Raw genomic sequence first — 8,627 nt, 5'->3', positions numbered from 1 at the left:
CAGCGAGATCGGCAGCGCCAAGGTCGGCGGAGCGGTGGACATGACCCTGCGCGACGGCCTGCGACTCGGCAGCCTGGAGGCGGGGCAGGGCTGGAACCTGCGTGGCACCGACGCCCAGGTCACCCGTGCGGAGGTGCAGGGCGCGGTGCAGCAGGTGCTGAGCGGCATGCTGGACCAACAGGCGCTGCTGGCCGGCGGCGACTGGACGCTGCAGGCCGCCTCGGCGCGTCTCGGCAGCGCCAGCGTGACCGGGCAGGTCAGGCAGACCCTGGCCGGCGCCCTCGATCTCGAACGCCTGGATGCCACTGGCGGATGGACCCTGGATGCGGGCCGCAGCGAGATCGGCAGCGCCAAGGTCGGCGGTGCCGTGGACTTGACGCTGCGCGACGCACTGCTGCTCGGCGACCTGGATGCCGGCGGGCGTCTGCAACTGCGCGGCACCTCTGCACGGCTCGGCAACCTCAGTACCGGCGAGGACACCGCCATCGAGCTGACTGGCGACCTGGCCCTGCAGCGGTTGCAGGCCAAGGGGGCGCGAGTGCAGGCCGGCAATGCATCGCGGCTTGGCGAGATGGACATCGAGGGTGACCTCCAGGTGCGCGTCGACCACGACCTGCTGCTGGAGCAGGCCCGTGTCGCCGGCCATGCCGCGCTGCTGCACGGCGGAAGCGCGGGCAGCCTGCGCTTCGGCTCGCTGGCCGTGGCGCGCACCCTGCAACTCGAGGGCCTGGGCGACTGGCAGGGCGATGTTGCCGAGGTGCAGGGCGACCTGACGGCCGCTATCGGCAGCGGCGATTTCGGCCGGCTGGAGAGCGCCACCGGCGCGGTCCGCCTGGAGGCGGCGCGTCACCTCGCCGTGGATGACCTGCACAGCCGGCAGCAGGGGTTGGAGCTGAGCGCCGCCAGCGCGGAACTCGGGCGCGCCAGCGCAGCCGGCCTGTTCAGGGTTTCCACCCGTGGCGACCTGGTGCTGAACCAGGGGCGCAGCGGCGGCGACATGAGCCTGGTGACTGCGGCCGGCAGCCTGGGCAACGTGCGGTTCGGCCAGGGCGTGGACCCGAGCGATCCGCAAGGCCTGGTCGCGACTCACCTCGCGAGCGGCGGCAACCTGCTGGTGCAGGCGGACGGCGATGTGCTCGGCGGCAACGCCGAGGCGCAACTGGAGCTGCGCATGCTGGGCCGCAACCTGCGCTTCGGCCGGGTCGCGAGCCTCGGAGAAGACGTCTTCCTGCAGGCCAGCGGCGACGCCCGCCAGGGCCACGGCAACGTGTTCGGGCTTGTGGTGGAGGCGAAGCGGGACATCGGCGTCATCGCCGGCGGTGACCTGAGCCTGCCCACCGTGCTGTTCGGCGGCACCTACTCGCTGAAGGCCGGGCGCGACCTGGTGGTTGGCGTGGGCGGCGACCTTGACCTCAACGGTGTCGCCGAAGCCGGTCGCGACCTGCGCTTCGACATTGCCGGTACGGTCGCGCTGCAGGGCGTGCGGGCGGGGCGCGACGTCACCATCAACTCGGGCGGGGCGATCCATATCGACCAGTTCGTCGAGGCGGGCGGCAACGTCCTGCTCAAGGCGGACAAGGGCGACGTGCGCGTCAGTCGCATCACCTCCACCGGCCTGCATGAAGGCCGCTCGATCGCGGGCGACATCGTCCTGGCGGCGGCTGGCGACATCGCGGTGGCCGAGGTGGAAAGCCGCAACGGGCGCATCCAGGCCGAAGGCGCGAGCCTGCTGCTGGGCGACCTGGTGGCGGCCCGTTCCGTGGACCTGCTGTCCCGTGGCCTGATCCGTGTGGCCACCAGCCGCAGTGGCGGCGACCAGCGCTGGTCGGCTGACGCGGGCATCGGCTTCGAGCATCTGCTGGCCAAGGGGCAGGCCCTGCTGGACGGCCTGCTGGACATCCGCGGCACCCAACTGGTCGCCGAACAGGGGGCCGTGCTGCGCGCCGGGGTGAGAGGCGGCGCGGTAGTCGCCTCCAGCATCCATCTGCAGCGGGCCGAGGCACCGAGCCTCAGCCTGTGGGCCGGCGACCTCGTTCGCGTGGCGGACGCGGGGATCGGCCAGCGACTGGATCTGCATGCACGGGACAGCCAGCTCTATGGGCGGCATACCGGGAGCGGCCAGCTCGACCTCTGGGCCGAGGGCAGCGGCGCTGGCCAGGTGGCGCAGACGCTGGCATTGCGCCTGGAGGCCGCCGACATCGTGGCGCCGCGGCTGCATGTGGCCGATGCGCTAATCGACACCACGGCGGCCCGGGTCGATTTGCGCGATGCACGCGGCGTCGAGCGCCTGGAGCTGCGCACGCCCCTGGCCCGGGTACGCATGGACAACGCCAGCCCGAGCTACATGGCGGACGCCGATATCCAGCTGTACGAACTGGACAAGGCGTTCAGCCTGAAGCAGGACAGCCTGCTGTCGAGCACCAACGCCTATGTCCTGCACCGCAAGCTGACCCACCAGGTGGTCGTCCCCAACTTCAGCGCGAGCCACGAGGGCGAAGGGGTGCCCTACGAGGGCATCACGGCGGCCCGCTATGCCGAGCAGCACCTGTCGTCCGGGCTCACCCTGGTACGCCTCGCGTCCCTGCTGGAAGCCGCCCGCCTGCGGGGCGCGGTGGTCACCGCCTGGGCGCCGAGCTGGAGCCAGGTCCCCCTGGATACCCGTATCAACATCGATGTAGCCGATGAGCGGCTGGAAGGAAACGAGGTGGCACATTGGGCGTTGTAAGCATGACCCGTCGCTGTTCCTGGCTGGTGCTGACGAGCCTGGCCGCCGGGCCGCTGCCGGCCCTGGCCGAAACCATCGCGCCGCAGGTGCCGGGGTTGGTGAACCCCAACCTGCAGCGCGAGCAGATCGAGCAGATCCAGCAGCAACGGCGTATCGAGGAGCGCGCACGGCGCACCCAGGTGCCGGCGTTGCGGGGCGAAGAGCCGGAGGACCAGCGGCTGCCGGAGGGTGGGGAACGCTTCGTCCTCTCCGGCATCGGCTTCAACGCCTCCGAGTACCTGCCGCGGGAGCAACTGGAGGCCATGGCGCGGCACTATGTCGGGCGCGAGATCGGCTTCGAGGACCTGAACCGCCTGCTCAGGGCGATCAACGAGCTGTACGAGGCGCGCGGACAACTGACGGCCCGCGCCTTGATCCCTGCGCAGGACCTGGAGGGCGGCCAACTGCGCATCGTGCTGGTGGAGGCCAAGGTCGACCAGGTTTCCTGGAAGGGCGGCCCGCGCCGGGTGGACGATGCATTCTATGATCGGCGCCTGCACGTCGAACCGGGCACGACCCTGGACAGCCCGGCCCTGATGAATGCCATCCAGCGCTTCAACGCGACCACGCCCGGCCCCCAGGTGACGGCCAGCCTGGCGCCGGGCGCACGGTTCGGCACCACAGCAGTCGAGCTGGAGGCCTTCGAGCCCGACAGCCTGCAATGGAGCCTGTTCGCCAACAACTACGGGAACGAGGGCACCGGCCGCGAGCAGTACGGCGGCAGCCTGACCTGGTTCTCGCCGACCGGGGCCGCCGACGCCCTCAACCTGTTGCTGGTGGCGACCTCCGGGTCGCAGTACGGCAGCGTGCGCTACAGCCGCCCGGTCAATCGCTGGAACGGTGTCGCCTATGGCGAGGTCGGCGGCAACAGCATGACGGTCGAGGAAGGCCCGCTGGCGTCGCTGAACATCGAGGGTGAGTCCAGGACCTGGACGCTGGGCTTCGACCAGCCCTGGTGGCTGGACGAGCACTGGGTCCTGCAGGGGGGCGTCGGCTACAACCAGCAGCGCTCCGAGAACACCATCGAGGGCTTCACCCTGAGCGAGGTGGATACCCGGGAAGGCTTCCTGCGCGGCCAGGTGGAGTACCGCTCCGCGCCCTGGTACCTGCGCTACGAACAGCGCGTGCGCCAGGCGCAGGTGGATAACGCCGTGAGCGGCGACGGCGGCAGCTATGGCCTGCTCAACGGGCAGGGCTACCTGTCCCGTGCGCTGGGCGAGCAGTACGAGCTGGTGGGGCGGTTCGGCTGGCAGTTCGCCAGTGACACCCAGGCGCTGCCGGCGTCGCTGTTCTACCAGTTCGGCGGCATCAGCAGCGTCCGGGGCTACGATCCCGGGGTGATCTCCTCGCCCCAGGGGGCGACGCTGAACCTGGAGGCCTGGTGGCGGCCAAGCGAACGCTGGCAGCCCTTCGTCTTCTTCGACTACGGCCGGGCCATGGAGCTCGGCATCGCCGACATCGATCTGCAGAGCGTGGGTGTCGGCCTCAACTTCAACTGGGGCCGGCACCTGAGCCTGAGCCTGGTCGCGGCGAACACGCTCAAGGATGTGGTGCCGGACCAGGACAGCGGACAGGTGCTGGCCCAGATTGTCCTGCGTTGACCCCTCAATCGATAGAACGGAGAACCAAGATGACCACGCTGTTGCTTTACAAGGATATCCAGGCCCTCAACCGCGAGCAGCACCAGGCGCTCAAGCTGCAGCAGTCGGAGAACTGCGACTTCGCCGCGTCCACCCACCTGGTGCCGGTCGCCGGCCTGGAGTTCTTCCAGGCGGCGCGCCATTACCCGCTGGTGTTCATCGGCGAGGGCAGCCAGGCCACGCCGATCGCGCTGCTGGGGCTGAAGGAGGGGCACAACGGCTACCTCGACGCCGAGCAGCGCTGGCAGGCCAACACCTACATCCCGGCGTTCATCCGCCGCTATCCCTTCGTGCTGGCCCAGGACGAAGCCAGCCACTTCACCGTCTGCTTTGACGCGGCGTTCAGCGGCTGGAGCGAAGAGCAGGGCAAGGACCTGTTCGACGCGCAGGGGCAGAACAGTGACTACCTCGACGAGATGATCCAGTTCCTGCAGAACTTCACCGCGGAGATGGAGCGGACCCGCACCTTCGTCGAGAAGCTGCACGCCCTCGACCTGCTCAGTCCACGTGCCATCAAGCTGTCCCATACCAGCGGCGAGAGCTTCGTGCTCAGCGATTTCCTGGCGGTGGATGAGGAGAAGTTCCTGGCGCTGGCGGACGAGCAGGTGCTGGACCTGCACCACAGCGGCTTCCTCGGCTGGATCTACGCGCACCTGATGTCCCTGGGCAATGCCAACCAGCTCTTCGACAACTACCTGAAGCGCCGCGAGCCCGCCGAGGTCGTGACCCACTGATGGTGTCGGCCGGCCGCCTGGCCTGGCGGCCGGCCGTCCCGCCAGGCCGGAGCGGCCGTTGCACCTGCGCTGAGCAACGCCGCGCTACTCCCCATGGCCAGGTCCATGCCGCGCCTTTCGCCAGGTCGTACTAAGACTAAATGGCTAGGTGGCCAGGCTGTGCAGCCCGGCGGCGGAGGGATTTAATGCGGGCACCAATCAAAAGACACTGCCGGCCTCCACCCCTGCCGGGGAGGCGTCATCGGCCGGTGCTGCACGAGGTGTTCCGATGTCGTCGTCCCGCCTGCCCGTCGCGCTCGCCTGCGCTCAATCCCTGCTTGCCGCCCTCCTGCTGCTGGCCGTCCACCTCGGCTGGCTGCACTGGGCCGTTGCGCTCGCGGGCCTGGTCGCCGGGTGCTGGCTGCCGCTGCTGGCCAGCCGCCGGTTGGCTGCCGAGGCCCCGGCGCCGGCGGGCACGGACATCGCCCGACTGACCCGCGAGCTGTCCTTCACCACCAGCCACAACGCGCTGTCCGCTGCCGGGGTGGCCTATTCGGTGAAACAGCTGGGCGAGCGCCTGGAGTCGCAGCTGGACGCCGCCGCGCGCATCGTCGCCAGCGCCGAGGTGATGATCGATACCGAGGAAGCCACCACCCGCCTCAGCCTGGAGGCCCAGGCCTCCTCCCGCGAGGCGCGGCAGAGCAGCGAAGCCGGGCGCGAGGTGTTGCGCAGCGCCATCACGCGCATGCATGCCCTCAACACCCGCGCCCGTGACAGCCGCGAGCTGATCGCCACCCTCAGCCAGCGCAGCGAGGAGATCCAGCGGGTGACCTCGGTGATCCAGTCGGTCGCCAGCCAGACCAACCTGCTGGCGCTCAACGCCGCCATCGAGGCGGCGCGGGCCGGGGAGCACGGGCGCGGTTTCGCGGTGGTCGCCGACGAGGTGCGCGGCCTGGCCGGGCGCACGGCCAGCGCCACGGAGGAGGTGGGGCAGATGGTCGCCGACATCCAGCGCCAGACCGCCGAGGTGGTGGCGCAGATCGAGCGCCTGTCCACCGAGCTGGACGAGGGCGTCGCCCAGGTCGAGCTCACCGGTCGTCATCTGGAAAGCATCGCCGGCCTGGCGGTGGGCGTGGAGGCGCAGATCGGTGCCATCGCCAGCGGTGCCGAGACCAACCGCGCGCAGCTCACCAGCCTGTTCGCCGCCGTCGACCAGGTGCGCAGCGACCTGGGCATCAGCGACCAGCAGACCCAGCGCCTGGCCGAGGCGGCGGTGCAACTGGAGGGCCAGGCGGAAACCATCAGCGAGCGCCTCGCCGAGGTGGGCCTGGACGACTACCACCAGCGCGTCTACGACCTGGCGCGCGAGGGCGCCGAGCAGATCGCCCGGCGCTTCGAGGCGGACATCGAGCAGGGCAGGGTGGGGCTGGAGGATCTCTTCGACCGCCACTACCAGGCGGTTCCCAACACCGCGCCACCCAAGTTCCGCACCCGCTTCGACAGCTACGCCGACCAGGTGCTGCCGGCGATCCAGGAGCCGCTGCTCAAGCGCCACGAGGGCCTGGTCTTCGCCATCGCCTGTACCCCGGAAGGCTACGTGCCCACCCACAACCAGGCCTTCGCCCACCCGCCCATCGGCGATCCGCAGGTGGACATGCTGCGCAGCCGCAGCAAGCGCAAGTTCGGCGACCGCACCGGCATCCGCTGCGGCAGCCACCAGAAGCCGCTGTTGCTGCAGACCTACACCCGCGACACCGGCGAGCTGATGCACGACCTCTCGGTGCCTATCTTCATCCGTGGCCGCCACTGGGGCGGCCTGCGCCTGGGCTACCGCCCCGAGCAGGGCTGAGCCCGCACGGTCTGTAGGTTGGCGCCGAGCGTAGCGAGGCCCAACGATGCAATACCTGGCCGCGTCATGTTGGGCTTCGTGCCTCAGCCCAACCTACGGGTGCGATGTGATCAGGCCGTAACGCCGATGGCAGAGGCCTCGAACCTGTCCGCGGCATCTACTACCAAATGAGTAAGGCATCGCTTCCATGGGGGCATTCCGGGGGCTCCGGGGCGCTGACTAAGATCGGCCCATCACCTGGCCACGTCTCGGCCGGGCACCGACAAGAGAGGCCATCGTCATGATCTATGCGCAACCGGGCACCCCTGGCGCCGTCGTCACCTTCAAGCCGCGCTACGGCAACTTCATCAACGGCGAGTTCGTCGCGCCGCTGGCCGGGCAATACTTCACCAATACCTCGCCCGTGAATGGCGAGGTGATCGCCGAATTCCCCCGCTCCGACGCCGCCGACATCGACCGCGCGCTGGACGCCGCCCACGCCGCCGCCGACGCCTGGGGCAAGACCTCGGTGCAGGACCGCGCGCTGATCCTGCTGAAGATCGCCGACCGCATCGAAGCCAACCTGGAAGTGCTCGCCGTCACCGAGACCTGGGACAACGGCAAGGCCGTGCGCGAAACGCTGAACGCCGACGTGCCCCTGGCCGCCGACCACTTCCGCTACTTCGCCGGCTGCATCCGTGCCCAGGAAGGCTCCGCCGCCGAGATCAACGAACACACCGCCGCCTACCACTTCCACGAGCCGCTGGGCGTGGTGGGGCAGATCATCCCGTGGAACTTCCCGCTGCTGATGGCCGCCTGGAAGCTGGCCCCGGCCCTGGCCGCCGGCAACTGCGTGGTGCTCAAGCCCGCCGAGCAGACCCCGCTGTCGATCATGGTGCTGGCCGAGATCATCGGCGACCTGCTGCCACCGGGCGTGCTCAACATCGTCCAGGGCTTCGGCAAGGAAGCGGGCCAGGCCCTGGCCACCAGCAAGCGCATCGCCAAGATCGCCTTCACCGGCTCCACCCCGGTGGGCGCGCACATCATGCATTGCGCGGCGGAGAACATCATTCCGTCCACCGTCGAGCTGGGCGGCAAGAGCCCGAACATCTTCTTCGAAGACATCATGGGCGCCGAGCCGGCCTTCATCGAGAAGGCGGCCGAGGGCCTGGTGCTGGCCTTCTTCAACCAGGGCGAGGTGTGCACCTGCCCGTCGCGGGCGCTGGTGCAGGAGTCGATCTTCGAGCCGTTCATGGTCGAGGTGATGAAGAAGATCAAGGCGATCAAGCGCGGCAACCCGCTGGACACCGACACCATGGTCGGCGCCCAGGCCTCCGAGCAGCAGTACGACAAGATCCTCAGCTACCTCGACATCGCCCAGCAGGAAGGTGCCGAGCTGCTCGCTGGCGGTGCTTCCGAGCGCCTGGGGGGCGATCTCGCCAGCGGCTACTACATCCAGCCGACCCTGCTCAAGGGCCACAACAAGATGCGCGTGTTCCAGGAGGAGATCTTCGGCCCGGTGGTGGGCGTCACCACCTTCAAGGACGAGGCGGAAGCCCTGGCGATTGCCAACGACACCGAGTTCGGCCTCGGCGCCGGCCTGTGGACCCGCGACATCAACCGCGCCTACCGCATGGGCCGTGGCATCAAGGCCGGCCGCGTGTGGACCAACTGCTACCACC

At 69.4% G+C, this 8,627-nt stretch carries 5 protein-coding genes; all 5 read left to right on the top strand.

Translation table 11 applies throughout. From position 1 onward, the window contains the following. Nucleotides 1-2,725: hypothetical protein (locus tag DMX10_RS27435; RefSeq protein ID WP_218281342.1), on the top strand; the 2,725-nt coding region annotated here is incomplete at its 5' end. Between the two features lie 2 nt (nt 2,726-2,727). Continuing rightward, nucleotides 2,728-4,365 carry a ShlB/FhaC/HecB family hemolysin secretion/activation protein gene (locus DMX10_RS27430; RefSeq protein ID WP_021218550.1) on the top strand — a complete coding sequence of 546 codons (1,638 nt, stop codon included), beginning with the start codon at nt 2,728-2,730 and terminating at the stop codon, nt 4,363-4,365. A 29-nt stretch (nt 4,366-4,394) separates the two neighbouring features. Continuing rightward, nucleotides 4,395-5,138, top strand: a complete 744-nt coding sequence (locus tag DMX10_RS27425; RefSeq protein ID WP_111264069.1) for a SapC family protein — start codon at nt 4,395-4,397, stop codon at nt 5,136-5,138. 268 nt (nt 5,139-5,406) lie between these two features. Beyond that, nucleotides 5,407-6,966, top strand: coding sequence for a methyl-accepting chemotaxis protein (locus DMX10_RS27420; RefSeq protein ID WP_111264068.1), 1,560 nt, complete (start codon nt 5,407-5,409; stop codon nt 6,964-6,966). Nucleotides 6,967-7,246: 280 nt separating this feature from the next. Further along, a partial coding sequence (locus tag DMX10_RS27415; protein ID WP_111264067.1) for an aldehyde dehydrogenase family protein occupies nt 7,247-8,627 on the top strand: 1,381 nt, incomplete at its 3' end.

The organism is Pseudomonas sp. 57B-090624 (assembly GCF_003234055.1).
GTDB lineage: Bacteria > Pseudomonadota > Gammaproteobacteria > Pseudomonadales > Pseudomonadaceae > Metapseudomonas > Metapseudomonas tohonis.
This window is presented reverse-complemented; position numbering and strand designations above follow the sequence as displayed.

What these genes read in the sequence shown, in the direction of transcription:
- DMX10_RS27430 (WP_021218550.1), top strand. Translation starts at nt 2,728, where the DNA reads ATGACCCGTCGCTGTTCCTGGCTGGTGCTGACGAGCCTGGCCGCCGGG.
- DMX10_RS27425 (WP_111264069.1), top strand. Translation starts at nt 4,395, where the DNA reads ATGACCACGCTGTTGCTTTACAAGGATATCCAGGCCCTCAACCGCGAG.
- DMX10_RS27420 (WP_111264068.1), top strand. Translation starts at nt 5,407, where the DNA reads ATGTCGTCGTCCCGCCTGCCCGTCGCGCTCGCCTGCGCTCAATCCCTG.